Origin of the sequence: Ruminococcus sp. AF17-12 (genome assembly GCF_003479245.1) — a bacterium.
GTDB classification, from domain to species: Bacteria; Bacillota; Clostridia; order Lachnospirales; family Lachnospiraceae; genus Blautia_A; species Blautia_A fusiformis.
Genome location: NZ_QUGY01000002.1, coordinates 112,723 through 138,638 on the forward strand (window position 1 = coordinate 112,723; position 25,916 = coordinate 138,638).

Consider the following 25,916-nt stretch of genomic DNA (forward strand, 5'->3'; position numbering starts at 1 on the left):
CTATTTTCGCAATTTTGTCAGCAATTTAACAAAATATTCCGGAAGTGGGGCTGTAAATTCCATATATTCCCCGGTACGTGGATGAACAAATCCAAGGATCATTGCATGAAGTGCCTGTCCCTCCAGATGATAGGGATTTCTGGATGAACCATACACCGTGTCCCCAAGAAGCGGATGTCCGATACTGGCCATGTGCACACGGATCTGGTGGGTACGACCTGTTTCAAGACGACATTCCACATACGTGGCCTCGCCAAAACGTTCCAGCACTTTGTAATGTGTTATTGCATCTTTACCATTTTTATGATTGATGGCCATTTTTTTACGATCTGTCGGATGCCGTCCAATAGGTCCCTCTATGGTTCCCTCATCCTCTTTCAGATTTCCCTGCACAACTGCCCGGTAGCGTCTGCGGATACTGTGACATTTCAGCTGTTCTGCCAGATCCCGGTGAGCAATATCATTTTTGCATACCAACAGTGCCCCGGTGGTATCCTTATCAATTCTGTGGACAATTCCAGGCCGCATCACTCCGTTAATACCGGAAAGGCTGTCACCACAATGTGCCATAACTGCATTGACCAGTGTTCCCTGATAATGCCCGGCTGCAGGATGTACAACCATCCCTTTGGGCTTATTAACGATCAGTACATCTTCATCCTCGTAAAGAATATCCAGCGGAATATCCTCCGGAACGATATCCAGCTCACTGGAATCCGGGATCTCCAGATGGATCCTGTCATTTTCACGGACCTTATAATTAGATTTGGCAGCCTTCTCTCCCACGGTAATCTGTCCTTCTTTCAGAAGTTTCTGAAGGAAAGACCTGGAAAGACCGCTGTCTTTCTCAGCAAGATAGCGGTCGATTCGTATACCTGATTCTTCTTTTTCTACTGTATAATCATATATTTCCATTTATATCTCCTACAAGAACAGACAAATGCATTATATCTCTGCCCGGATCACTGTTTGATATTCAGAAACGCAAAATCATCATCTCTGTATTTCGTGCATACAAACAGGATCAGAAAAATTCCACTTACAACCACATAAACATCCGCAAGATTAAATACCGGAAAATCGATCAGGGAGAAATAGATAAAATCGATCACATATCCTCTGAAAAAACGATCGATAAAATTTCCCAGTGCACCAGCTGCAAGTACTGTAGCAATGGTGAGCAACGGCAGATAAAACCGCTCTTTCGGAATACGGATCCATGCATAGAGGATCACTCCCAGAAACAGTAAACTCACAATGGCAAAAAAGAGTACACTTCCCTGAAACATTCCAAACGCAATTCCCCTGTTTTCCGGATAGAGATAATGAAGTTCAAGTACGCCGGGAATCAGCGAAACCGATGGTTGTCCTTTCAGATACAGATATGACAGCCATTTTGCTCCCTGATCCGCAGCCACGAGTAAGATCAGCAAAAAAATGTCCCCCGACATACACTTACTAAAAGACATTTTCTGATGATGGTTAACACGACTGATCATAGAGTTATCTCCTGAATACAGGAAAGCATTTCTTCATCGGTAACTGTTTTGTCGATAAAGCTTTTTCCGATACCATCCATCAGGATAAACCTGATATGTCCCTGTTCCATTTTTTTGTCTTTCTTTGTTGCGGAAAGAACTTCTTCCGGGATAAGACCATCTACATGCACCGGAAGATCGTAATCCGAACATCCCTGGCAGATTTCCTGATATTCTTCTTTGGTCAGAAGTCCTCGTTTCATGGAAAGATATGCCGCAGCTACCAGTCCGACTCCCACACACTGTCCGTGGAGCAGGGTGAAATTCTTAAGTTTTTCTACTGCATGCCCCACAGTATGTCCCAGGTTAAGAAGCGCACGCTCTCCCTGTTCCTTAGGATCACGCTCCACAACGCCTGCTTTGATCTCACAGCATCTGCGTACCATTCTGGCAATCTGTTCCATATCCAGCTTTTTGATCCCTTTCTGCTCACAGCATACATAGCGGAAAAAATCTCCATCACAGATCAATCCTGTTTTTAAAATCTCACCCATTCCGCAGGCAAACTGTTCTGCCGGAAGCGAAGAAAGAGTGCTTAGATTCATATATACAAGACGTGGCTGGTGAAAAGCTCCTACCATGTTTTTGTACTGCTGAAAATCTACGCCGGTTTTTCCGCCAACGCTGCTGTCTACCTGTGCAAGCAGTGTTGTCGGTACCTGAATGAAGTCAATCCCCCTGAGATAAGTTGCCGCGCCAAATCCGGTAAGGTCCCCTACCACACCACCGCCTAATGCAACAAGCAGACTTTTTCGGTCAAGACCATTTTGGATCAGGGCCTGATACAATGCCAAAACGGTATTAAGGTTTTTGTTTTTTTCTCCTGCCTCAAAGGTGAACACAGAAATATCGGAACTTACCTCACTTAAAACCTGTTTTACAGATTCTTCATACAGTGGTCCCACATTAGAATCTGTTACAATGCAGATTTTTCTGTCAACAAGTCCTTCTTCCTTCATAACCTGTGCCAGATTAGAAAAATCTTCTTCAAAACAGATGGGATAATGAAAATCACCTTCTCGTTTTACAAGTAATTTTGATGCTGTCATTGCGTTTTCCTCCTAGCTGTTCAGATATAAAGCAGAATCCGTACCCCAAGACGTCCTTTTTTTGTCTGACGGGATACCCCATCATAAATAAAACGTCCCTTTTTCCGAACGGATATGATGTCTCCCTCTTTGGGCTCATAACCATTGGATGTGATCAGTTTTCCATTTACAAAAACAAGCCCTTCTTCAATACAATGCACAATACTGCTTCTGGAAGTCCCAAAAGCCAGTGCGATCAGAGAATCCAGGCGTACGGACGCACAGGTTCCACTAACTGGTTTCAGTTCCGGCCTCGGAAGATCACCCGGATCTTCTATCTTCGACGCCACAACTGTGGTATGTCTTACACGACACAGATTCTCCAGAAAAAAATCTGTCATCTGACGCAGACAGAAAAAGCTCGCAGTATGATCTTCTATAAGAATATCCCCAACAACACTCCTGTCAACCCCAAGATTCAGGATCGCTCCCAAATAATCCCGATGTGTCAGATCTTCTGAAAATTTCACTGCTTTTGGCTCAAGCCGGATACAATCAATGGGATAATCCCATGTAAAAGCAAGAGCATCAGGGTGAAAGGCTACCATCTGACGCTCTGCATTCTCATATCCGCCAAAACCTTCCGCTGTAACACCCAGCTTATGAAAATTCTGACTGTTTAAAATATTCCGTTCATTTAAATTAAGAAAATCCGTAAATGTGGTAATATCTCTCTGATAGGCCAGATTTGCCAGTTCACGGATTCTCTTAACATAAAGTTCTTCTTTATCCATGAGGTTAATAACCCACTCTAACAGACGGCACAGAACCGCCAAGGATATTCTGAAGATCACCTGTAATATCTACATTATATGGTCCAAGTACAAAAATATAGCTGGATACCTGCTGAAGGCTTCCTCCAAGTGAATAACATGCACCGGAAGTAAAATCGATGATCCTCTGTGCAAGCTCCACATCGATTCCTTCAAGATTCAGGATCACGGTAGAATTATCGACCAGTGTATCCGCAATTTCTCTTGCTTCCTCCATGGTTGTAGGCTTGATCACACAAACTTCCATATTTGCAGCCTGGGAAGAACGCTTGCTTGTACGCATTGGGGTGATCTTGGAAGAAGGTGCCGGTCTGGAAATACGTTCCTGCCTTGCCGGGGCCTTGGCTGCAGCTGTCTTTGCAGATGACTTAGCAACAGGTGCCTTAACCGTTTCATCTTCCGGCTCATCCTCCAGAAAATCCTCTTCCTCGTCATTTTTTTTCTTGGAAAATTTCTCAAAAAATTTCTTCTTTGGTTTCTCTTCCATATCATCATCTTCATCGAGGAAATCGTCATCATAATCGTCCTCATCCTCAAGAAGGCTATCATCTAACAATTCGTCATCGTCATAATCGTCGTTCAGTTTGATGGCATCTAAAAACTTGTCTAAAACGCCCATTTTAAATCTCCAATCTTATTAGTCTTATAATGCGTAATTTCTTGCACCAAAAATACCAGTGCCTACACGCACCATCGTAGCGCCCTCCTGCACGGCAACCATGTAATCTCCGGTCATTCCCATACTCAGAACACTCATAGTAACATTATTAATGTTTTTAGCAGCAATGTCAACACTTAATTTCTTAAGTTCACGGAAAATTTCGCGATTTTCCTCTGCATTATCAACATAGGGAGCAATTGTCATGAGCCCCTTTATCCGAATGTGTGAAAAATCTGCGATCTGTTCTATAAGCGGTAAAACTTCTTCCGGTTTCAGACCAAATTTACTTTCTTCCTGCGCTACATTTACTTCTATAAGGATCGGAACAATAACCGCTTTTTTCGCTGCTTCTTTTTCAATCGTCTCGGCCAAGCGAAGCGAATCTACAGAATGGATCATTGCAACTTTATCCACAATATATTTTACTTTATTACGCTGAAGATGTCCGATCATATGCCATTTGACATCTGAAGGCATCTGATCATATTTATCCACGATCTCCTGCACTTTGTTCTCTCCAAAGACACGTGCTCCGGCATCATAAGCCTCCTTCAGCATTTCCACCGGTTTGGTTTTGCTTACTGCGATCAGTGTGACTTCATTCGGATCTCTGTTAATTTTATTGCAGGATTCATTAATATTTTTCTGCACCTGTGCCAAATTTTCCGCTACCATGATATAAATCCTCCTTTAATTAGTAAAGTATATCCTGTTCACTTACTTTATCTGCATTTTTCACAATACGGTCATATCGGACAAGCCCATTATAGGTTTCCTTTGATACAACCGCATATTCCTCATTTTCATCCAGGATCTCGATCCGGCGGAATACCGCATATCCCTGATTGACACAGAAAACTCCCTCCAGAACTTCTGTATCTCCGATGATAAACTTCTCTCCACTATCCGGATCAACAAGAGCATCGCCTTCTTTAAATTTATTCTTGTCTACGTAATAAATATAGCTTGTTTCCTGTGTTTCTTTGTCTGTGATCTCATCACGGCCATAGATACCGGCATTGACAAAGGTTGTCGTACTGTCGCCTTTTTTATTTCTGCCGGAAAGCATAAATCCGGATTGCTGTGTTTCATCATCCGTCGTAAGATATTTGGAAGGTATTGCATAAAACTCCTTCGTTACGATAGAAGATAACGGGATCTTTAAACCTGTCACATTGTTCGTGACAAGTTCTATTTCCAGAAACCGGTCTGACGCATATCGGATCAGTCCCTTATTAAAATCAATCTTACCGTATTTAGCCCCATCGATCTCCATGATCGAAAAGTCTCCTGTCTGCGTCAGATCATCTTTCAGGAACTTGACGCGGATCGATGTACGCTCCTTCAGATTAGCAGCCTGCTTCTCACTTAAAGGGATCAAAAGACTCCAGCGTTCATCTGTAATGATCGTATAAATATCATCTCCGGCCTTTATCTGTCCATCTGTTTTCAGATCCGTTTCCTGATAGGAATTCTGATCAAAATCAGCAGCTGTGACATTATCAACGGTTTTGGTTTCGTAGCCATCTGTAGAATACAGGATGATCCCGTCTGTCTGCGCACGGCGGATATTTGGATCACTGGAAACTATAGTTGTAACTGTGGCTTCCTCTCCATCTTCAGACGTCGTGCTTGCAGAAGAAGCTCCCGAACTGTCTGAAGCATACTGAAGGATGCTTCCATTGAGCTGATATTTAAAACTATAGGCACTGTTGAATTTGCTGGGATCAAATCCTTTGGAAAAGCTTTGCATATTACTGCGTATATCCGCCAGTTCCTCTCTGCTCAGAGAGGTTACATTGTCTGCAGATCTTGAACTGTTCAGGCTGTAGACAGCACCGTTGGCATTGATCTTGGTACCTTCCCTTGCGTAATATGTAACGTAACCGCCCGCATCTGCCTGCACTACGTTCTCTGTCATGATCGCCAGCCCTGTGTATGTCTCATTCATGGATAACGGACCGGAGGGAACCTGATAAGATTCCATATGAGAAGCTGTAAGATAAAGAATCACACTAAAGATCATATAGATAAAAATTGCTCCGAACATTACAGTTCCAATGTTCAGACCAAAAATTTTACGAAGCTTTGCTAAGAATCCCGGAGTTTTTCCGGAATGTACTTTATTATCCGGCAAATGAATGCCTCCTTTACATCGTTCATCTCTTAAAGTTCGTTTTATTGTAACATTTTATTTAAATGAATACAAGCTTTAAAACGTGCGAACATACTTTCCGAATATCCGTTTGCCATTTTTTCAAAAGTATGTTATACTATTCAAAATATAATTTCGTGATGCTGTCATATTATGGTCGACAGCAGATAAAATCAACCCAGGGAGGTAAGTACACATGACATATGGCAGAATCAGTAAAAAGCAGCAGGAAATACTGGATTATATGAAAAATGAGATCCTTAACAGAGGTTTTCCGCCCTCCGTCCGTGAAATCTGTGAAGCAGTAAACCTGAAATCCACATCTTCCGTTCACTCCCATCTGGAAGCTCTGGAAAAAAACGGATATATCCGCAGAGATGCCACCAAGCCCCGTGCGATCGAGATCATTGATGATAATTTCAATCTGGTCCGCCGCGAGGTTGTCAATGTTCCTCTTGTAGGCACTGTTGCTGCCGGACAGCCGATCCTGGCAGTGGAAAATATCGATGCTTACTTTCCGATCCCGGCTGAATATATGCCCAATGAACAAAGTTTCATGCTGACTGTCAAAGGCGACAGTATGATCAATGCAGGTATTTTTGATGGAGATCAGGTTCTTGTAAAGCAGCAGGCAACAGCAGAAAACGGCGACATGGTAGTTGCTCTGATCGATGATTCTGCAACAGTTAAGACTTTCTACAAAGAAAATGGTTATTATCGACTTCAGCCGGAGAACGACAATATGGAACCGATCATCATCACCGGTAATCTGCAGATCCTCGGCAAAGTATTTGGTGTATTTCGTTTCTTTTCATGATAATATAAACAACAGATCCCACCCAATGTAATGTGATTTAAAAAGAGAGATATCTTTAAGGTAGCTGTACAGCCCCACAAAGATATCTCTCTTTTTTTTCAGCAGAAAACTTCTGCTTTTTGATTTCTTCTTATTTAGTTCACATAATATTTTTACAGTAAACTAATATAACAAATTTTACTCATTCTCACCAAGAAATTCTTCCGCATCAAGAATCTTGCCGTCTCTCCAAATCCTCTCAAGATCGTAGAAAAGTCTGTTTTCCTCATCAAAGATATGGATGATCATATCACCGTAATCCATGAGGACCCAGCTGGAGTTTCTGGTTCCCTCGATCTGTTTTGCTTCATATCCGGCACGGCCAAGCATTTCATCTGCATTGTCAACCATTGCCTGTACCTGATTCTGGTTGGAAGCACTTGCGATCACAAAATAATCTGCGATCACGGAAACCTCATGGATATCAATGATCTTGATATCCTTTGCTTTTTTATCATCCAGTGCCTTGCAGGCGATCCGGACCATCTCTTTTTCGATACTCATAGAATTTTAATCCTCCTGTCTGTTGGCTGCATCCTGCATTTTTCTGTCATGGAGTTCTTTATAATAAACATAAGCATCCCTGGTCGTACTGTCGATTTCCTTGGGATTTTCCTCCAGATATTCCAGTGTATCCTTTAAAATCTCATACATACACTCATCCAGATCTTCAAAAGCAATCTTTCGCACCTTCGCAAGATTCGGAGCTTTGTCACGCATTGGTTCAATATAGTCTGAAATATATACGATCTTCTCAAGAAGGCTCATTCCCGGTCTTCCTGTTGTATGATAAGTGATCGCTGTCAGGATCTCTTCGTCTTTAATATCATATTTACTGCTGGCCACATAAGCCCCCAGTTTGGCATGAAGAAGAAACGGATGATCCTTTTCAAAATCTGATACCGGAATATCATGCTGGCTGCACAGCTTCAGTTTCTTTTTATTAGGAATACACTTTGCACTGTCATGAAGAAGTCCTGCAGCCTGTGCATCCTCCAGATCATAATCATAAACCATGGCAAGCGCAGCACAAGTGTACATAACCCCCATTGTATGCTCAAATCTGGCCTCATCCAGATATTTGGAAAGTTTCTTTTTTATCTTGATAAAATCATATTTTCCCATCTGAATCATTTCCTTTATAGATATCGTTTTTCTCAATATAGGAAATCACAGGCTTGGGAACATAATAGCGGAGACTCTGCCCGCTTTCATGCCAGGAACGGAGCAGCTCACTGGAAACATCAATATTCATGGTATCCAGTCGAATAAAATTCCCGTTATACTTCTGTGACAGAAGTTGCATCTGCTGATCAAGTTCCTTCAATGGAGTATGATCTCTGGTTGCCACTACCAGTACTGCTTCCTGACAAATGCGTTCCGGTTCCATCCAGGTATCAAAATTAAAAAGCGAATCTGCACCGATGATAAAATAATACTCTGTGTCCGGATTCGCTTTATTCAGCTGTTCCAGAGTCCGGTAAGTATACGTATAGCCTTCCTCATGCATCTCGATCAGAGACAGCTCAAAGTGAGGATTATCCTCTATGGCAAGACGGACCATTTCCGCACGCTGTTCATCAGTCGCTCTGCCCTTACGGTTCCGTTTATGAGGTGGATTTCCGCAGGGCATGAACAAAACTTTATCAAGCTCAAGCTGTTCATAGGCTTTTTCTCCCAGGATCAAATGCCCCATATGAATGGGATCAAAAGTACCACCCATGATTCCTATTTTTTTTGTTGCTTTGCTCATTTATAACCTCCCGAGATTACGGAAGAATGATTTTTTTCTTGTCCTTTTTACCTTCTCTGTAGAGAACGATCTTTTTACCGATCACCTGTACTACCTGAGATCTTGTTCTCTCTGCAAGAACCTGTGCCATTTCACGTGGATCCTCCAGACAGTTCTGAAGAACGCTGATCTTGATCAGCTCTCTTGCTGCAAGAGCTTCCTCAACAGCAGCGGTATTTTCAGGAGTAAGACCACCCTTGCCAAGCTGAAGGATCGGATCCATTGTCATGGCAAGGCCTTTTAAATATGCTCTCTGCTTACTTGTCATTGTCATACCTCTTATTTATAATAATCAAAATCAAAGCCATACATACGAACCGTATCGCCTTCCTGGATACCGGCTTTTTCCAGTTCCTCCAGGATACCGCCCTCTTTCAGGAATTTCTGGAAGAAGGCAAATCCCTTCTCAGAATCCAGATTTGTATAGCCAAGCATTTTTTCAATCTTAGGACCTTCCACAAGGAATACTTCCGGATCTTCCTCGCTGCGCTCCACAGTAAACGGAAGATTTTCATTTACAAGAACATCTTCCGGGAAGAATTCCTGTTCAAACACTACCGGTTTCATCGGGCTCTTATCCAGAAGCTCTTTCACATGGAAAAGGAGTTCTCTGACACCCTGCCCGGTAACGGCTGAAATTGGATAAACCGGAATACCCTGTGGCTCAAATTCTGCTTTCAGTTGATCAATAGGGCTTTCTTCGCCATCATCAAAAATACAGTCAATCTTGTTGGCTGCGATCACCTGCGGTCTTGCTGCAATTTCCGGATTGTAGGCCTCCAGTTCTTTATTGATCTTGTGGATATCCTCCACTGGATCACGACCTTCTACGGAAGCGGCATCTACAATGTGGATGATAACTCGTGTACGCTCAATATGACGGAGGAATTCATGTCCAAGCCCCACACCTTCCGATGCACCTTCGATCAGTCCCGGGATATCAGCGATAACAAAGCCGCCGTTATCAGTATCTACAACGCCAAGATTAGGGCTCAACGTTGTAAAATGATAGTTAGCGATCTTCGGCTGTGCATTTGTCACACGGGAAAGGAAGGTAGATTTACCTACATTCGGAAAGCCTACCAGACCAACATCTGCGATCACTTTAAGCTCAAGGAGAACCTCAAGCTCCTGAGCCGGCTGTCCAGGCTGGGCATATTTCGGTACCTGCATGGTAGCTGTTGCATAGTGCTGATTGCCTTTTCCACCACGACCGCCTTTTAATACGACCTGTCTACGATTCTCACCGGACATATCCGCGATGACCTTGCCGGATTCCGCATCCATGATCACCGTACCTTCCGGAACCTTCAGGACCACATCCTTACCGTCTGCACCATGGCAGCGTTTTTTACCGCCTTCCTGGCCATCCTCAGCTTTATATTTTCTTCTGTGTCTGTAGTCTCCGAGAGTATTCTGGCCCTCGTCGATCTCAAAAATCACATCACCGCCACGGCCACCATCGCCGCCATCCGGCCCGCCATTAGGTACATACAGCTCACGTCGGAAGCTTACATGTCCGTCGCCGCCTTTACCGGAGCGGATAATGATCCTTGCTCTATCTGCAAACATATTACACCTCTATTCCAAAAAAAGGCTCCAAACCGGATCGATTTGAAGCCTTTTACCTATTTCATTACTCTGCGTCTACAGGAACGATAGAAACCTGTTTCTTATCGCGACCTTTTCTTGTGAATCTTACGACTCCGTCTGTAAGTGCAAATAAAGTATAGTCTTTACCGCAGCCTACGTTTTCACCTGGGTGAATCTTGGTTCCGCGCTGTCTGTAAAGAATGTTTCCGGCTTTTACAAACTGTCCGTCTGCTCTTTTCGCACCTAATCTCTTAGACTCGGAATCACGACCGTTCTTTGTAGAACCAACTCCCTTTTTATGTGCGAATAACTGAAGGTTCATCTTCATCATTGTTGTTACACCTCCTTGACTTTTACTGTCAAATATCGATTGTTATAACTACCAGCAATTTCCGTCAGACCGAGAAGTAAGGAATCCATAAGGAGCATCCCCCGTTCAGAAAGATCATTTCTGAAATGAATGGAAACAAATCCATCCTTTTCCTGCACATCAAATTTATCATCTGTGAATTTCTCAAGAGAATTCACCGTGGTAATGATCAGTGCAGATACCGCAGCACAGACAATATCCTGTCCGGCTTCTGCATAACCGGCATGTCCCTTCGAAATAAATTCTTCATAAGATCCGTTTTTCTTTCTGACTTTAATTGTAATCATGATGACACCAGATTAACCGTTAATCTTTTCGATCTTAACTTTGGTGTACTGCTGTCTATGTCCGTTTTTCTTGTGATATCCAGTTTTGCGTTTGTATTTGTAAACGATGACCTTGCGATTCTTACCGTTTTCAACTACAGAAGCGGTAACACTGGCATCTTTTACATCCTCGCCAACCTTTAATCCGTCATTGCTGACTGCGATCACGTTGTCAAATGTTACGGTTTCACCAGCTTCTACACCGAGCTTTTCAACTTTAATTACGTCACCCTCGGCAACCTTGTACTGTTTACCACCTGTTGCAATAATTGCGTACATCTGTGGCACCTCCTAATTATTTACTCGCCAAATTCGGTGGCTCCTGTTCTGAAACTGAAGCTCTTTAACCTCTTTGTGCGGCATACTCAATTATCATAACAGTGACATACTGTTATGTCAATAGTTTTTTTGATATTTTTATTATTTTTTTGTAAGCTCACGAATGTCCTCGATCACCGGACGTCTTACTTTCTTTCTGGTCATTTCCAGGATATGCAATGGTGTGATATCAATGGCCCTGCTCTTTATCGGATCCTTTCTGAGAAGCTTCTGTAAAACATGAAAGAGTTCATCTCTGTGATCCGGATTTTCCATGTTGATAAAATCGATCAGGATAATACCTGAAAGATTACGCAGCCGCAACTGCCGGCCGATCTCCGCTGCCGCTTCCAGATTGATCTTACGGAAGGTTTCTTCCATTTTCTTCTTTCCGATATATTTTCCACTGTTTACATCAATGGATACAAAGGCCTCCGTCTGCTGGATCACCAGAAATCCGCCGCTGTTCAACCATACTTTTTCTTTCTGGATCGCATCCAGTGCGGTTTCCACGCGATACAGCTTATAAAGCGGAAGAAGTTTGTCCTGATAAAAACGAAGCTTTTCTTTAAGCTCCGGGCTGATCTCTTCCAGATATCCTAGGATCATTTCTCTGATTTCCGGCACATCGGTAATGATCTCATCCAAGTCACGACCATAAGCATCCCTTACAGCAGCCACATAAAATGGTTCTGTCTCCAGTACAAGACTGAAACAGGTACGGTTCCGTCCCTGAACTACGGCTTTATGGTAGCGGCCCTTCAGCCACTCCAGTTCCTTCAGGATCTCTTCTTTGGAAGCGTCTGCGGCATTGGTCCGGACAATGATACCGAATTCCTTATCCGGACGCTCTGCTTCCTCTTTCAGCCATCCGCTGAGGCGATGGCGATCTTCCAGTGCCAGCTTGGAAGACAGACCAAACTTTTTATCTCCTGTAGTGAGAACAAGATATCTTCCCGTAAAATTCAGATTGGATGTCAGTGCCGGAAGTTTTCCCTTCATGGCATCCCTGCTCACCTGTACCAGGAGCTCATCTCCAGGCCGCAATGGTCCGTTTCCTTTTCTTCCTGCGGAAAAAACAGCTCTCTGTGCCTCTGCAAGAGAATAGTAGCATCTCTTTCCAGGCTCGATCTGCACAAAAGCCGCCTGGATATTGGATGCGATATTTTCGACCTGTCCGGTGTATATATTTCCAAGAATGGATTTTTCCTGATCGGATTCCAGTCGGATCTCAACGATCCGTTCCTCCTCCGAAAGAGCCGCTACTGTACAGGGCACACCATGGATCTCCATTCTTGTTATGATCAGTTTACTCAATTTCCTCACCTAATGATTCCAGAGTCACAAAACGTGGGCTTGCATTTTCTCCTTTATCGGCATACATTTCCAGACGTTTCACTGTGAAGGCAAATTCCGGAAGTTCTTCTCCAATCCAGTGGAAAAAGGTGTTTGTTACCATCTCCGGCTTCGTATAATTAGAGCTTGCAGATGCCAGCATATAAAAGAACCCATTCTCTCTTACTTCCATTTTATAGATATTCGGACGAAGATCGATCTCCTTTTCGCTACGCTTGGTCTGCTTGGTCACTTTGATCTCCGGCTGTGCCAGAAATTCTTTCACACGGCTTTTCCAGTCAATAGAAGGCTCTTTGCCCGGACGGAACTCCACAAGATAATCTGCTGCTGCCACCAGTGCCATCGCTTTACCCGCTTTTCCATCCTCTACCTTGCGGACGCTAACGATATGCATCCCCTCTGCCATCTGTTCCTCCAGACGGGCTGCGATCTCTGCAGTAGGCATATCTTCTGCCATTTCCAGGTCAAAATAATCTCCGAGACTCTCCATCCCCACTCCAAGTGGAACCGCAAAAGACATGATCATATGCGGGCTGTATCCACCGGAAAACGCTACCGGGAGCTCTGCACGACGAAGCGCTTTCTGGAAATAACGCATGGTATCCAGATGTCCCACAAACTTCATAGGACCCTCTTTGCTGAATTTAATTCTTACCTTCAAGGCAGACACCTCCTTTAAATTTCATAGCTCCACATGCGGAACATTTCTGACGGCAGTTTTCCGTCACAATACCCTCTTTTGCACGCTGCCATTCACGCTCCAGGAATCTGCGGCTGACACCGGTATCAATGAAATCCCATGGAAGGATCTCATCCAGGCTTCTTTCACGAAGTGTGTAGAATGTCATATCCACTCCGCATTCAGCCATAGCTTCCTTCCAGATATCATAATCAAAATTTTCTGTCCAGGCATCGTAAAGGGCACCTTTTTCATAAGCCTTCAGGATCACATCCGCGCATCGTCTGTCCCCGCGTGCGAGAAATCCTTCCAGAGCTGTTACATCCGGTTCATGCCAGTTATAACGGATACTCCTCTGATTCAGCTGGGCGCGGACTTCATTTTTAACCACCTTGGCTTTTTCCACAAAATCCTGCTCTGTATACATTGGTGCCCACTGAAATGGGGTAAACGGCTTCGGCACAAAGAAAGATGTGCTGACGTTGATCTGTACCTTACCTTTACGCTGTTCTTTCGGAACTACCTCATAATAGGTCTCTGCGATCTTCTGTGCCAGATGAGCAATCCCCTTCATATCGTCTTCTGTTTCTGTGGGAAGACCGAGCATAAAGTAAAGCTTCACCTGATTCCAGCCACCCTTGAATGCTTCGCCCGCACCATGGAGGATCACTTCCTCTGTCAGACCTTTGTTGATAACGTCACGAAGTCGCTGAGAACCGGCCTCCGGAGCAAAAGTCAGGCTGCTTTTCTTTACATCCTGCACTTTACTCATAACATCCAGTGCAAACGCATCGATCCTGAGAGATGGTAAGGAAATATTAACAGCCTTTCCATGAAACTCTTCGATCAGGAAGTTCACCAGTTCTTTCAGCTGGGAATAGTCACTGGAGCTTAAGGAACTAAGGGAAATCTCTTCGTGTCCTGTATTTTTCAGCATGATACGCGCCGATTCCTTCAAAGTCTCCACATCACGTTCACGGGTCGGACGATAGATCATACCTGCCTGGCAGAAACGACAGCCTCGAATGCATCCTCTCTGGATCTCAAGAGTTACACGATCCTGTGTTGCCTTAATGTGAGGAACGACCGGTGCCTCCACAGCACGATATTCCTTTTCCATATCAATGATCAGCTGTTTCTGGACCTTCTCAGGAACACCATCCGCCGTCGGTGCAAAGGATGCGATCGTACCATCTTCTTTATAGGTAACTTCATAGAGAGACGGAACATAAATTCCAGGAATCTTAGCTGCTGCCAGAAGGAAATCTCTCCTGCTGCCGCCAGCCTTTTTATTGGCCTTGTATGCATCAAAAAGTGCATCATAAACAGTTTCCCCTTCTCCGATATAAAACATATCAAAAAAAGGTGCCAACGGCTCCGGATTATACGCACAGGCACCGCCACCGATCACAATAGGGAAATCCTCACCACGGTCTGCGCTCTTCAACGGGATACCACTGAGATCCAGTACCTGCAGAATATTGGTGTAGCACATTTCGTACCCAATCGTAATTCCAAGAAAATCAAAATCCCGGATCGGTTCCTGGGACTCCAGTGCAAACAACGGAATCTTCTTCTCCCTCATCACCTTATCCAGATCCGGCCATGGAGAAAAGAGACGCTCACACCATACATCCTCACGCTGGTTGAACATGTTATAGAGGATCATCATGCCCAGGTTTGACATGCCGATCTCGTAGACATCCGGGAAGCACATTGCAAAACGGATATCTACCGCATTTTTATCTTTCATTACAGAGTTGACTTCACCGCCAATATAGCGGGCAGCTTTATCAACTTTGAGCAAAATTTCATCACTTAATGCTAATTTTCTCATTCTATCCCTTTCTAAAATTAGTAATATTTCACAAAGAATTTAAAGATATAAAATTCAGTGAAACATCAAAAATGTTTATATTTGTAAGCCAATTCTTGTGTAAAAAGTTGCTATAAAATGGTGCCTAAAACCCCGTTTGGTCAAAAATAGGCATTTTTTCGACTTGCCGACACTGATTATCATTACCCGCAAACAGCTAGTATCCTGCGGATTTTTATGAACTTATCGTAAAGAAAAATGGGCATTTTGTACCTTTAAATACAATGCAATACCAAATGTCACTAATAGCACAAAATTGACATACCTTTCTCCTATTATAATCATCTATGGCTAGGATTTCAAGAAAATTGTGTTCTTAACTGCATATGGCAATACCTTTAGATGGACTCGTGAAATTAACTCGATAGAGCAGCCAGTCCAAAATACACACTTACATCTGAAATATCAATCGCTAGAGGTTTTGGGGCTCAGAAACAAGAACCCTACTCATATAAGGTTCTATCAAGCTGGCAACATCAATTACTTTCATTTGTGATTTCACGTAGACATCTTTTGTAAAATCTGCGCTATAGTGCCCCAGACTCATTGAAATAGCTTTCATACTCACATTATATTCAGAAAGAATAGATGCATAGGTTGTCCTGAGTTTTCTCCATTCAATATATTTAAATCCACATTTATTAACAACCCTTTTGTAGGCTTTATCCTTAAAACTTCTGTTCCATGGCAGACCATTGTCCTGGCATATAATATATCCCAGATCATGGAAATCATCTCCCAGACATTGTTTTAATGTATTGTAATGCTGTCTTTGAAGAATAACTTCGTCAATTACAAAATCTGCCAAAGGTACTTCTCTCACACTGTTGTGCGTTTTGGTCCGTTTTTCTTGTATTAGCAGGTTTTCACCAGGAATTCCTTCGTTCGTAATAGTACGTCCTAACTGGCTTTCGACAGAAAGTTTGTTATTAAGAAAATCAATATTACTGTATTTTATAGCAATTGTTTCTGATATACGTAAGCCTGCTGTAACAGCAAATAGCATAGCAAGAAAAATGGATGGTTCTTCTTTTTTACAGGTATATAATAATTGAGATACTTGTTCTACCGTGTATACATTGGCCTGGTCTGCTAGTTTTTTCTTAAATATCTTTGTTTGTTGTTTGGCAAAATTACCTTTGTTTTTCTTTTGTTTAATTTTATGAAAAGATATTGCTGCTTGGGACAGGTCACGGGAAATATAGCCATTTAAATAGGCAAATTTGAAAGCACCTGACAAAACGCCATAAGCTATCCTCAAAACAGTCGGAGAGCTTATGGCATCAAGGCAGCTGACCAGATCTTCTTTGGTAATGCTCTGCAAATATTTTTTCCCAATTATATCGAAAAAGTAATTATAAAGAATATTTCGATAGGACGTAAAAGTATTATAGGCAATATCTTTTTCATCAATCATATAATAATACAGCCAGTAATCGAAAAATTCTCCAGCAGTATAATCATACGGAACAAAAATGTGGTTATGTAATTGAGAAATTGCAACTTCCTGTGCTTTTATAGCGTCTTCCTTTGATGTAAACCCTCCCTTTTGATAAGGAATTTGTTCACCAGATGAAAAAGTGAGCAAAACACGATAACAGTATTTCTTTCTCGCTTTAATATACACAATGCTGTTGTTAAATTTCCAGGAAAGAATTCTTCCGTAAAAAAATGTTTCGCGGACTTCCGGCTGGATAATTTCTTTTACATTCATATCACTGGTCTCCTTTCAATGCACTGTTTTTCAATGCAATAGCAGGATCCATAGTATTAGACACTGTATTTTTAATTTGTTCGGCTGCGTCCATAATGCCACAATAAATCTCAAACGTGGTATTGACATTTTTATGTCCGAGTGCCGCTGAAATTGTTTCCAGTGGTACATTTAATTCAATAAGTGCTGTGGCAAACATGTGACGTAATCCATGCATGGATATTTTTGGCAAATTACAGGAGTTTGTAATTGCTTTAAGACCAACATTGAGTGTGGAATCACTTTTAATAGTTCCACGTGTTCCGAGACATATATAGTCAGCGAATTCTGTTTTACCTGTTTTTTCTATGATTTTCCGATTTTCTTTCTCACGTTTAGTTCCTTAAAAATAACGTCTGGAATTTTCAGACAACGATTGCTATTTAAAGTTTTTGGCGGTTTGAACGATCTTTCGGAAGAGAATACCTTTAATGTAGCTTCCTTACTATCAGTTTCATCTTCATAAATGTAATCTCTGGTATACTGACGTTCGATTACCAATGTTTTTGATACTTTATGAAAATCAGAATATTTTAGAGCTAGAATTTCACCGGTTCTAAGTCCACAAAATAAAGCCAGCATGATTTCAAGATAGCATCCATGATATATTTTAGAAACTTTTAGAAAAATGGTTGCCTGTTCTTTGTTATATAATACAAATTTTTTTCTTTTACAATAGCATGGCTTTATGCCGCAAGAACTTTTTCGGATATATAATCGTTTTTTTCAGCTTCCTGCAAAATGACACGTAACACTTTATATGTCATTTCTCCTGCACTTGGGCAGTAACTTTTACATTCTGATATCAGATCATTCACGAATACATCCGTCAACATACTTAACAAAACATCTTTTTGTATTTTGGGCATGATAATTTTGTAAATGACCCAGAAGTACTGCAGCTGACTGCTGCTGTTGGTATATTTTGCAATATAATTTTTATGCCAGTATTCAAGATATTCCGTAAAGGTATAGTTGCTTTGAGTGATTTTTTTAATGCGTGAAATGGCTGTTTTATAATTTTCTAATGATATTTGATAGCTTTCAAAAGCTTTTTCTTTACTTATAAAGCCACTTTGTATTTCATATTCAATCGCATATGTTTTTGCGTTAATTTTTTTAACTATATGGCCCCATGTACCATTCCGTTCGAAAACGGCATAATCTGTCAATGATACTTGCATTGTGATTCTCCTTTAAAATAACACAGAATGCCCCCTTCATTGACAAGATGACTTTATCATGATGTAACATTCTGTGTCAATATGATGCATTTGTAATATCAACACATCAGGTATTGCCTTCCAGCCAGTCATCAAATGGCTTTTTAGGAATACGGTAAAGTTTTCCCAGCTTGATAACTTTGAAAGGCTGTTGCGTCTTATAGGCTTCTTTTACCAGTTCATAGGCTCTGGTTCGTCCGATTCCAAGAAGTTCCTGTAAGTCTTCGATATCATACAGTTTTGCTCCTTTCAATTATGAGGACCTCCTTTCCGGTGATATAAATGATATGTTCAGAAAAGATCATTTTTCCTGAAGACATACGAAAATTACGTAGTTCATCATAGAGAGGTCCAATCTATATATTTCAATAAGTACATTTCTATATGTAATATGTATCATTTTGAGATTATTGGCTGATTCTTATAAGAAAACTCTGTAGACTCACAAAATAGACAGGCTAAATATTGTTGCCTTTAGTTGTACAGAATAGTCAGTTGCAACATATCTGACAGACAATTTTTGCAAATATGAACAAAATTTTCTTAGATTACATATTAATAGCGACAAAACAATTTTGAGAAAAGGAGTGATAAAATTATGGCTTATAAAAAACTGAAGATAATATGTGACGCAGATGATGTGTTAATTTCCTGCAATGCCTATGCCTTACAATTATTGTCACAGACGAAAGGACAGTATTTTGACATATCTGGTATTACAGCATGGGGATCTATGGGAAATGAGCTGGATGAAAGGATGCAGTTTTTTGAATATGAGGAGTTTTATGAGAATCAGCCTGCTCTTCCGGGGGCAAGGAAATTTCTGATCTCTCTAATGGAAAAAGCAAATGTCTTTATAGCAACTGCAGTATATCCGGAATTTATGGGGGAACACATCCAGCGAATTCAAAAGTTGCTCCCAGAATTCCCTTTGGACCACATTATTATGGGTAAAAGAAAAGATTTGTTTCATGCAGATATCATGTTGGATGATGGAATACATAATTTATTGGAATCAAACTGTACTTTGCCAGTTCTATTTCGGCAGCCATGGAACCAGAATGCTTCCGGTATCTGTTGTGTAGATGATTATGCAGATTTTTTAACACTGGTAGATTTTATGAATGGGAATAAATGCAATATATCAAGGATTCCTAAAATTCTCTGTATAGTTGGACCTTCGGGCAGCAGAAAGCGTGACCTTGCAGAAACACTTTGTAGAAATGATTTAAGGTTTGAATTAATCAAAACCTGTACAACTGCCAAAGGACATAAAGGTAATGCAGAAATGATTTCTCCTTCTTTTTTTGATATCCTATTTCGAAAAATGGAATTTATTGAAACTACATGGTATTGTGGAGAAAGATATGGTACTAGGAAGAGGGATATTGACAATGCCTTAAATAAAGGAAAAAGTCCAGTAATTGTGATGGATATATCAGGTTGCTTGAGTATTTACAATACTTATCCTGGACAATGTGAGATTATTTATGCAGATCGTAATAAACGGGATTGTATTATGTCTATTATCCAGAAGCCTGCCTTGAGACGAGAACAGATTGCAGACAGAATTGTCTCATTTGAATTCGAAGAAAAAAATAAGGCTCTTGCAGACCACATTGTTTCTGTTGGAAACGGTTCATTAGAAAAGGAAGTAAACAATATTATTTCGTATTTAAAGCTGTGATTTGGAAAAGGCCGGGAAGCCGGTCTTTTCTATTTTTGACAAAAAATGTTTTTTATTACATATTAAAAGTAAGATATCTAATTACTGGAGGATCTTTATGAAATGGAAACTGGCAGCCTGCCGTATTAATAAAGGATTAAAACAGAAAGATGTTGCAGAACTTATGCATACTTCTAATACGACTATCGTAAATCATGAAACCGGAAAAGTAAAACCCACTATTGCACAGCTAAAAATGTATTCGCAGATTTATGGTATACCTGAAAATGACATTGACTGTGAAATCCGAAAATAGGAATAGCCGAAGGAACATTTGCCTCCGGCTATGTCTTATTTTGAGTGTTTGTTTGCGAGTAGTATATCATCTATTGAGGAACTGTTGACTGGAATCAAATAATAATCAATCCCATCTATCACTCTTCTTTCAATTCGTGAAAGCTTTTCGATTTCAGTTTTTATTGAAATACCTGCAGTATCTATATTAACTTTTGAGGGTACAAGATTGCTTACCGAAAAAGAACATCCTTCATAGTCCGATGCAGTTTCTTTCAACTGTTCCAGTTTTTCCTTTGACACATCTCCGTATTCCATAATGGTATTAACCAGTTCGGTGTTGGAAAGTTTCACATCTTCTCCAGACAGCTGCATGTCAATCAGAGTTTCCTGCAGGTGTTCATAAATTCCACATACGGATTCATAAGGGACATTTTTATCATAAGCATTCTGTAAAAGATCATGGAATCCTTCTATTTGGCTGCTTGGGCTTAACGGGATTTCTGTTCCAAACAATGCTGATACGATTTGTCCTGCTTTTCCAGAAACTTTTTCGTTTTTACTGTAAAATACTGCTTTGCTTACATCCGTATGTAATGAATCAAGTGCAGGATACAAAAACGTATATATTGGTGGATTCAACATTGGCTCGACCATACGATTGGTGAATTCATTCTTTGGAGAATCATATTTTATGCCAGGTTTACTCAAGCAGCATGGCCGAATAAGAATCAGAAGAAAAGGATATACTTCTTCGCTGTCGTTTCCTTTTGATTCTGGAAGATCATAGGATCCATAGGCAAAGAAAATACAATAATTTCCTTCTGCAGCGTAATTATCCCGGATTGTCATTGCCACACGTTTGATTTCTTCTAAATCTGATAGACTTACATCTCTAAGAAATTCCACCAGATTTTCTTTGACGTCTAATTCAACAGCTGTCAAACCTAATTTACCAGAAACTCCTTTTTTGAAAAACTGACAGTACTGTACGAGTTCAGACTCATCAAGGCGTAAAAATGTCTGTGGTTCCTGAAAACGGATGTCGTTCTGGTCTATATTTACATAACATGACACAATTCTCATAACGGGGGTATATTCTGAGTTACCAATAATCTTTTTTATAAAAGCAATATCTTTTTTGGTCATAATGTCTTCCTTTCTGCTAAAATAGCGTTCTTTGAACATAACTTCCAATACGGTAGTTCATCCAGATAATTTCGGTAGTTGCGCTTCCAGAGGTAGACTGATTTTTAAGCTCAATTCGCTTCCATTCTTTTAGCTTCTCATCATATAAAGGATGCCGATATCCACTTAACATGATCTTTGCTTTAGAATTCAGCAATGTGTCAAGAAACTCCATATGATCTTTATCAGTCATCTCATGTTTATACTGTTTTCCGGTTCTTGTGCTAAGCAAATAGGGTGGATCGATGTACATGAATACATTTTCATAATCAAAGCGTCTGATAAGGTCCGTTGCTGGCATACATTCAATCTATGTCTGCTTCAGCCTTTCTGCTGCCTGCAATACCCAGACAGGAAGTTTCTGCTAATTGAGTAGTGAATAAGCATGTTCTCTTCCCTGCACATCGTTTTTCCAGCCGACTTTATAGCCATTCGTACGGTAGCCATGTCCCATCCAGCACTTGATAAGAAAACTTAGGGCTTTTTCATACGGATTCTGGCCTGGCTGTTCAGTAAATTGCTGGTCATAAATAAATATACCTGGAATAGGGTGTAGCATAAATCATAGATGCTAATTTGTTTGGGTCATTTCTGAGACAGGAAAACAGATTTACAACATCCAAATCCAGATCATTAATAGTTTCAATGGCAGATGGAGGCTTTGTGAAGAATACGGCTCCACTTCCAAAATATGGTTCCAGATAAGAATGATGTTCTGGAATATATTCACACAGATGCTTTGCAAGTCTCCATTTACTGCCGGGATACCGAAGTACAGCCCGGCAGGGATTTGTATTGCTCATGATGTGTACCTCTAATAATTAGGATTATTATACTGATATTGTGGCTCTGAGTACTGATACTGACTTTGACCATAATTATCACTTGGTCTTTGCTCATACTGATCACCGGTATATGCAGGGTTTTCTTGAGGATACCCCGGAGCCTGTCTTTGCTGGTTTTGCTGTCTTACTGTGCTTAAATACTGTGCATATGCCTGCTGCCCCTGTAAGATAGTCTGGTAGGCATTGACCATTTCCCAGTTACGGATATAAGCATCTGTTCTTTTCAGTAATCCATATAAATCCATGTCATTCAAATTAATGAAAGCAGATTTCTCCTGCTGATAGGAGCCGCCTTTCATGTAGTAGCCTTTCATGTAGTAGCCTCCCGTGTGGTTCTGAACCCGGATACCGTGTCCATTGGAAATAGAGATATACCATGGATTATTTAAAACAGTACCATCCTGTTTAAAAGAATGCCTGGTAATGACAAATTTCTGTGCAATGGAATATCCATTGGCATCAGGAGTACCGAAAATCTTATCAGAACTCCATTCAAAGTCCTGAAATCCGACTTCAATACGCGTCAGAAGGAACTGCACCTGTTCTGGTGCAAGATTGAACTGTGTGATTATGTTATTCTGTCCTGTGCCATTGGAATAATCCTGAATGGAAATACCAATAAGGGAACTGACCTTTCCATTCGTTTGATCAGTTTCTCCCTTTGCATGAATCTGCGCATAATGTTCAATCGGGGCAATATGAAGTTTATCATAAAATGCAATCAGTTTTTTATTGGTCTGTATTTTTGCAATCTGGTTTGTTGGAATGATATTAGATGCCATGCAAATGCCTCCATTTCATATAAAATATAGTTTTATTTGTAATATGTCATTTCTGGCATTTGCTGGCGAATTTTTATAAGAAAATTTCAAAAAGAGAGAACCCGATAATCAGGATCCCTCTACAGAAAGAAAAATAAATTTTAAGCTGAAAGAATGGTATGGACGAGCGTCGTTTCTTCAATGCTCAGATCTGTTCCGTTCCACAAATTTGTTACAGCAGAAACAAATAATGAATCCTGCTGTGTGGAAAGATATTTTCCAAGGACAGACCAGGTATGTTTCATGGTATAGCTGTCGGTACAGATTGGATTATCATTTTTGTTTGCACAAAGGTCGGAAATAAGAACTGCTGCATACTGTGAAGTATCATTTTCGCCTGAGATAGCCAATCCAGGAGTAATTGTCTTGATAAATTTAACCAGACATTTTTGGTTCTCTTTGGTAGTTTCCATGCCAAAACGGTTTGCCATAAGAGCAGCAATCCATTTATTAAAATCGGATAAATGGAAAAACTTATTCAGGAAATCCGCTACCTTTTTGTCATCTTTTTCGTATCGGATTACGAGCTGAAGAATAACATTTTTAAACTGCGTACTGTCACCATATACCCTGCCCATGTATTCTGTACAGAAGTCAGCAAAATTATCATCAAACAGACCGATTACTTCCAATGCCCTTCTTAATACATAATAATTCTGTTTGATGGCAGATGCATACGGGGTAAAATGCTGCCTGGCATAAGAAAGCACCTGTTTCTTCTGGCTGTCCGTCCATCCATCTTTAAACATACCTGCTATCATATAGATATATGCAAACATAAGATCAGACTGCTTACAGGATCTTGCGATATCCATGCAGGGTGCAAAGAAATCCTCAGGATTAGCTGCCTGACCAATCGTTTCAAGTCTTCTGGACAGTTCCGGATTTAATTCATGTCCCAGTTTGTTTCTGTTTCTGTCAGACATTGCTTTTAATTCATTAAGCTCACTTTTTGCATTAAGCTTCATTTTTTCAACAGTACTGATATTCTTGGTTGTTTTTGCAGTACGTTTTAAGGAAGCCATATCCATTTCCATGGTCTTCTTGGTCTCCGGTCTTCCAGTAATCCATGCTGCCATAGTCATCATTCGCATAGAATTGATGTAAATCTGGAAACTGATGGGAGTATCTGCCGGATAGTTCTTATCGAATTTTACAGTTCGGGTAGCAATACGGCGGTTTGGAAGATTTTTGGTACTTCCCCGTCCAAGAAACAGTTCGATGCCAAGAGAATTGGTTGCTTTATCCAGTTTATATTTATCACGGATTTCCTCAGATTTATATGGAAGTTCTGTACCGGCTGGAATCAGCTGGCTTACATATTCACCTCTTAGTCCAAGATTAATAGTATCATTTAAAATAGTACTGGTATTAAAGGCAATGCCAGAGGCTGGGCGGCTGACAGGTGCATCAGCAACTTCCGGATTGCCTGGTTCTTCCAGTTTTCTTACATTGTACCTATGAAGGCAGTAATGATAATATACGGCACCTCTTGCAACGGATAAATCCGGATCACTGGTTGTCAGGGGCTCAAAACCGAAAAATTCTCTCAGCCGCTTTTGGATAAGATAAAATTTGGTCATACCGCCATTTAAAATAACGGCATCGATTTTTACATCTTTGCCACATTTATCCATAACATCAAGAATGGGGTAAATGATGTTATTTACTTCTTTTTCATCCATATGCTGGATTTTTGAAACATCACTTATTTTGTATTTTCCTCCCATAAGTGGGGATACAATTCTTTCTACATCAGATTTTGTATAGGTATCCGCATAAGCGTAGGAATCATAAAGGTCAATATCCATAACTTCCAGCTCATAATCTTCTGGAAGTTCAATATCGGACATTCTGGCACTGTCATAAGCCTGTGATAAATCTACTTTCAGCTTTTCTGCCAGCTTTCTTAATTTACACATGACTTCTTCTTTTCGTTTAATGCTGACTTTTATGCCATTAATCTCTTCAAAACGTTTTAACATATCTGCTGCCAGCAGTTCATCAAAATTGTCACCGCCAAGTAAAGTGTATCTGCTGATAGCAAGGTCTTTAATATTCAGGATCCCGGTATTGGTATATCCTACTTTATGAATAGTAACATCCAGAGTTCCACCGCCAAGATCAAACACTAGAACATTCTTCTCAGTATCCAGAGATAACAGATCAGAAGGGATTTCACCACATTCCTGCATCCGCATGAAGTCATAAATAACTGCTTTCGGCTCGTAAAGCAGGACATCGTGCATATTTTCGACATTGATTCCTGCCTTTCGTGCAGCATCAATGGTTGCCTGGCACTGATCAGAATCAAAAGAAGCCGGCACAGTGATAATAACATCACTTAATTCATTCTGAAACAGTCGTTTCTTAGCAGAGTTGACCATAAAAGAAAGAATTTGAGCAGAAACGTCAGAAGGTGTCTTATCTGGAATTTCTTCTACCAGAGGAACCTGATCTGTTGTTCCCATTAAGGATTTTACAGATTTGCAGACATAGCCGGCACGTGTTCCGTATCTGCTTTTGGCATAATCACCAATATCTGTCACAATTTTGCCTTCATTGTTTTTGTAATAGAATACAACGGAAGGCAGCAGGGGATTTCTGGACTTGCTGCCCATATCATTTTTTCTGTCAAGTTCCAGTACGATAGGACGCATCACATTGTTCTGGATGTTTCCATAAGCAATAACAGAGTTAGTGGTTCCGAGGTCAATTGCGGTATAATACTGTTTTTCGGACATT

The 25,916-nt window shown here is 40.8% G+C and carries 30 protein-coding genes; 3 read left to right on the forward strand and 27 right to left on the reverse strand.

Annotated features, from left to right (window positions below):
* The 7 genes from DWW77_RS02655 to DWW77_RS02685 form a co-directional block, all read right to left on the reverse strand.
* The gene (locus DWW77_RS02655; protein WP_118607988.1) at window positions 1-915 is read right to left on the reverse strand and encodes an RluA family pseudouridine synthase; all 915 of its coding nucleotides are present in this window, start codon (window positions 913-915) and stop codon (window positions 1-3) included.
* Between the two features lie 47 nt (window positions 916-962).
* Window positions 963-1,433 carry a signal peptidase II gene (gene lspA / locus DWW77_RS02660; RefSeq protein WP_330591115.1) on the reverse strand — a complete coding sequence of 157 codons (471 nt, stop codon included), beginning with the start codon at window positions 1,431-1,433 and terminating at the stop codon, window positions 963-965.
* Between the two features lie 62 nt (window positions 1,434-1,495).
* Window positions 1,496-2,587: a 3-dehydroquinate synthase gene (gene aroB, locus DWW77_RS02665; protein ID WP_118607990.1), complete on the reverse strand. Its 1,092-nt coding sequence runs from the start codon at window positions 2,585-2,587 to the stop codon at window positions 1,496-1,498.
* Window positions 2,588-2,607: 20 nt separating this feature from the next.
* Window positions 2,608-3,360, reverse strand: a complete 753-nt coding sequence (locus DWW77_RS02670) for a YlmH family RNA-binding protein (RefSeq protein ID WP_118607991.1) — start codon at window positions 3,358-3,360, stop codon at window positions 2,608-2,610.
* Window positions 3,361-3,364: 4 nt separating this feature from the next.
* Window positions 3,365-4,018 (reverse strand): cell division protein SepF, encoded by a 654-nt coding sequence (locus DWW77_RS02675; RefSeq protein ID WP_021652063.1) that lies wholly within the window; start codon window positions 4,016-4,018, stop codon window positions 3,365-3,367.
* Window positions 4,019-4,042: 24 nt separating this feature from the next.
* The gene (locus DWW77_RS02680; protein ID WP_015525161.1) at window positions 4,043-4,735 is read right to left on the reverse strand and encodes a YggS family pyridoxal phosphate-dependent enzyme; all 693 of its coding nucleotides are present in this window, start codon (window positions 4,733-4,735) and stop codon (window positions 4,043-4,045) included.
* A gap of 19 nt (window positions 4,736-4,754) precedes the next feature.
* A complete protein-coding gene (locus DWW77_RS02685) occupies window positions 4,755-6,197 on the reverse strand; it encodes a biotin/lipoyl attachment domain-containing protein (RefSeq protein ID WP_021652064.1) in 1,443 nt (480 codons plus the stop codon).
* 214 nt (window positions 6,198-6,411) lie between these two features.
* On the opposite strand from DWW77_RS02685, the gene lexA reads away from it, so the two are divergent.
* Window positions 6,412-7,032 carry a transcriptional repressor LexA gene (gene lexA / locus DWW77_RS02690; protein ID WP_015525162.1) on the forward strand — a complete coding sequence of 207 codons (621 nt, stop codon included), beginning with the start codon at window positions 6,412-6,414 and terminating at the stop codon, window positions 7,030-7,032.
* Window positions 7,033-7,209: 177 nt separating this feature from the next.
* On the opposite strand, the gene rsfS is transcribed toward lexA, so the two are convergent.
* From rsfS to DWW77_RS02770, 15 genes are all read right to left on the reverse strand, one after another.
* Window positions 7,210-7,575: a ribosome silencing factor gene (gene rsfS, locus DWW77_RS02695; RefSeq protein ID WP_015525163.1), complete on the reverse strand. Its 366-nt coding sequence runs from the start codon at window positions 7,573-7,575 to the stop codon at window positions 7,210-7,212.
* 6 nt (window positions 7,576-7,581) lie between these two features.
* A complete protein-coding gene (yqeK, locus tag DWW77_RS02700) occupies window positions 7,582-8,196 on the reverse strand; it encodes a bis(5'-nucleosyl)-tetraphosphatase (symmetrical) YqeK (protein WP_015525164.1) in 615 nt (204 codons plus the stop codon).
* Entirely contained in the window at window positions 8,183-8,824 is a 642-nt protein-coding gene (gene nadD / locus DWW77_RS02705; protein WP_021652068.1) for a nicotinate-nucleotide adenylyltransferase, read from the reverse strand. The genes yqeK and nadD overlap by 14 nt, the downstream gene beginning before the upstream one ends.
* 16 nt (window positions 8,825-8,840) lie before the next feature.
* Window positions 8,841-9,131 (reverse strand): ribosome assembly RNA-binding protein YhbY, encoded by a 291-nt coding sequence (gene yhbY / locus DWW77_RS02710; RefSeq protein WP_021978046.1) that lies wholly within the window; start codon window positions 9,129-9,131, stop codon window positions 8,841-8,843.
* An 11-nt stretch (window positions 9,132-9,142) separates the two neighbouring features.
* On the reverse strand, window positions 9,143-10,435 hold the full coding sequence (obgE, locus tag DWW77_RS02715) for a GTPase ObgE (RefSeq protein ID WP_110104101.1): 1,293 nt from the start codon (window positions 10,433-10,435) through the stop codon (window positions 9,143-9,145).
* 64 nt (window positions 10,436-10,499) lie between these two features.
* A complete protein-coding gene (gene rpmA, locus DWW77_RS02720) occupies window positions 10,500-10,787 on the reverse strand; it encodes a 50S ribosomal protein L27 (protein WP_015525168.1) in 288 nt (95 codons plus the stop codon).
* 5 nt (window positions 10,788-10,792) lie between these two features.
* Entirely contained in the window at window positions 10,793-11,113 is a 321-nt protein-coding gene (locus DWW77_RS02725) for a ribosomal-processing cysteine protease Prp (RefSeq protein ID WP_015525169.1), read from the reverse strand.
* 12 nt (window positions 11,114-11,125) lie between these two features.
* Window positions 11,126-11,431 (reverse strand): 50S ribosomal protein L21, encoded by a 306-nt coding sequence (rplU, locus tag DWW77_RS02730; RefSeq protein ID WP_015525170.1) that lies wholly within the window; start codon window positions 11,429-11,431, stop codon window positions 11,126-11,128.
* Window positions 11,432-11,572: 141 nt separating this feature from the next.
* Entirely contained in the window at window positions 11,573-12,787 is a 1,215-nt protein-coding gene (locus DWW77_RS02735; protein WP_330409311.1) for a ribonuclease E/G, read from the reverse strand.
* Complete coding sequence (locus tag DWW77_RS02740) at window positions 12,780-13,496, reverse strand: TIGR03936 family radical SAM-associated protein (RefSeq protein ID WP_334292737.1); 717 nt, start codon at window positions 13,494-13,496, stop codon at window positions 12,780-12,782. The genes DWW77_RS02735 and DWW77_RS02740 overlap by 8 nt, the downstream gene beginning before the upstream one ends.
* Complete coding sequence (locus tag DWW77_RS02745) at window positions 13,471-15,342, reverse strand: TIGR03960 family B12-binding radical SAM protein (protein WP_118607992.1); 1,872 nt, start codon at window positions 15,340-15,342, stop codon at window positions 13,471-13,473. The genes DWW77_RS02740 and DWW77_RS02745 overlap by 26 nt, the downstream gene beginning before the upstream one ends.
* A gap of 451 nt (window positions 15,343-15,793) precedes the next feature.
* A complete protein-coding gene (locus DWW77_RS02750; RefSeq protein ID WP_118607993.1) occupies window positions 15,794-17,095 on the reverse strand; it encodes a site-specific integrase in 1,302 nt (433 codons plus the stop codon).
* Between the two features lies 1 nt (window position 17,096).
* Window positions 17,097-17,447: a tyrosine-type recombinase/integrase gene (locus tag DWW77_RS02755; RefSeq protein WP_118607994.1), complete on the reverse strand. Its 351-nt coding sequence runs from the start codon at window positions 17,445-17,447 to the stop codon at window positions 17,097-17,099.
* Window positions 17,448-17,820: 373 nt separating this feature from the next.
* The gene (locus DWW77_RS02765) at window positions 17,821-18,318 is read right to left on the reverse strand and encodes a hypothetical protein (protein ID WP_118607996.1); all 498 of its coding nucleotides are present in this window, start codon (window positions 18,316-18,318) and stop codon (window positions 17,821-17,823) included.
* A gap of 106 nt (window positions 18,319-18,424) precedes the next feature.
* Window positions 18,425-18,610: a helix-turn-helix domain-containing protein gene (locus tag DWW77_RS02770; RefSeq protein ID WP_118607997.1), complete on the reverse strand. Its 186-nt coding sequence runs from the start codon at window positions 18,608-18,610 to the stop codon at window positions 18,425-18,427.
* Between the two features lie 345 nt (window positions 18,611-18,955).
* On the opposite strand from DWW77_RS02770, the gene DWW77_RS02775 reads away from it, so the two are divergent.
* Window positions 18,956-20,044, forward strand: a complete 1,089-nt coding sequence (locus DWW77_RS02775) for a 5' nucleotidase, NT5C type (protein WP_118607998.1) — start codon at window positions 18,956-18,958, stop codon at window positions 20,042-20,044.
* A 97-nt stretch (window positions 20,045-20,141) separates the two neighbouring features.
* Complete coding sequence (locus tag DWW77_RS02780; protein ID WP_118607999.1) at window positions 20,142-20,339, forward strand: helix-turn-helix transcriptional regulator; 198 nt, start codon at window positions 20,142-20,144, stop codon at window positions 20,337-20,339.
* Between the two features lie 35 nt (window positions 20,340-20,374).
* Here DWW77_RS02780 and DWW77_RS02785 read toward each other — a convergent pair whose 3' ends face one another.
* The 5 genes from DWW77_RS02785 to DWW77_RS02800 form a co-directional block, all read right to left on the reverse strand.
* Window positions 20,375-21,466 (reverse strand): DUF4317 family protein, encoded by a 1,092-nt coding sequence (locus tag DWW77_RS02785; protein WP_182431179.1) that lies wholly within the window; start codon window positions 21,464-21,466, stop codon window positions 20,375-20,377.
* Window positions 21,467-21,482: 16 nt separating this feature from the next.
* Window positions 21,483-21,806: a DNA adenine methylase gene (locus DWW77_RS18465; RefSeq protein WP_207664949.1), complete on the reverse strand. Its 324-nt coding sequence runs from the start codon at window positions 21,804-21,806 to the stop codon at window positions 21,483-21,485.
* Window positions 21,807-22,029: 223 nt separating this feature from the next.
* Window positions 22,030-22,308 carry a DNA adenine methylase gene (locus DWW77_RS18170; RefSeq protein ID WP_207664950.1) on the reverse strand — a complete coding sequence of 93 codons (279 nt, stop codon included), beginning with the start codon at window positions 22,306-22,308 and terminating at the stop codon, window positions 22,030-22,032.
* A gap of 11 nt (window positions 22,309-22,319) precedes the next feature.
* Window positions 22,320-23,132: a hypothetical protein gene (locus DWW77_RS02795; protein ID WP_182431180.1), complete on the reverse strand. Its 813-nt coding sequence runs from the start codon at window positions 23,130-23,132 to the stop codon at window positions 22,320-22,322.
* Between the two features lie 140 nt (window positions 23,133-23,272).
* A complete protein-coding gene (locus tag DWW77_RS02800) occupies window positions 23,273-25,915 on the reverse strand; it encodes an Hsp70 family protein (RefSeq protein ID WP_118608001.1) in 2,643 nt (880 codons plus the stop codon).
* Window position 25,916: the final 1 nt, after the last annotated feature.